Genomic DNA, 315 nt, shown 5'->3' with positions numbered 1-315 from the left:
ATTTTATAGTGAGAATAATAAAATTTATATACCAGTTGCCTTACAGCTTCATCATGCTGTATGTGATGGTTACCATGCTTCATTATTTATAAATGAATTTCAAGATATAATTAATAAGGTAGATGATTGGATTTAGTTTTTAGATTTTGGGAGTGAATTTAATTTTATACACGTAAGTGATCATAAAATTTATGAACATTAGCAACCACATTTTTGGTTGCTGGTGTTTTGATTTTGAATTTGGTTTTGAACTTATGGACTGACTTGTTCAGTCCATTTTTTGTGCTTGCACAAAAACATGTTTTAGCCTCGCAG

General features: G+C 29.5%; 1 protein-coding gene. It reads left to right on the top strand.

Annotation, left to right across the window (positions count from 1 at the left end; all coding sequences use genetic code 11):
- The coding region (locus UUA_RS19175) for a CatA-like O-acetyltransferase (protein ID WP_238533069.1) at positions 1-136 on the top strand (136 nt) is incomplete at its 5' end.
- Between the last annotated feature and the right edge of the window lie 179 nt (positions 137-315).

This window comes from Rhodanobacter thiooxydans LCS2 (assembly GCF_000264375.1).
Classification (GTDB): domain Bacteria; phylum Pseudomonadota; class Gammaproteobacteria; order Xanthomonadales; family Rhodanobacteraceae; genus Rhodanobacter; species Rhodanobacter thiooxydans.
The sequence above is the reverse complement of the archived record's forward strand: the minus strand, read 5'-3'. Positions and strand labels throughout refer to the sequence as shown.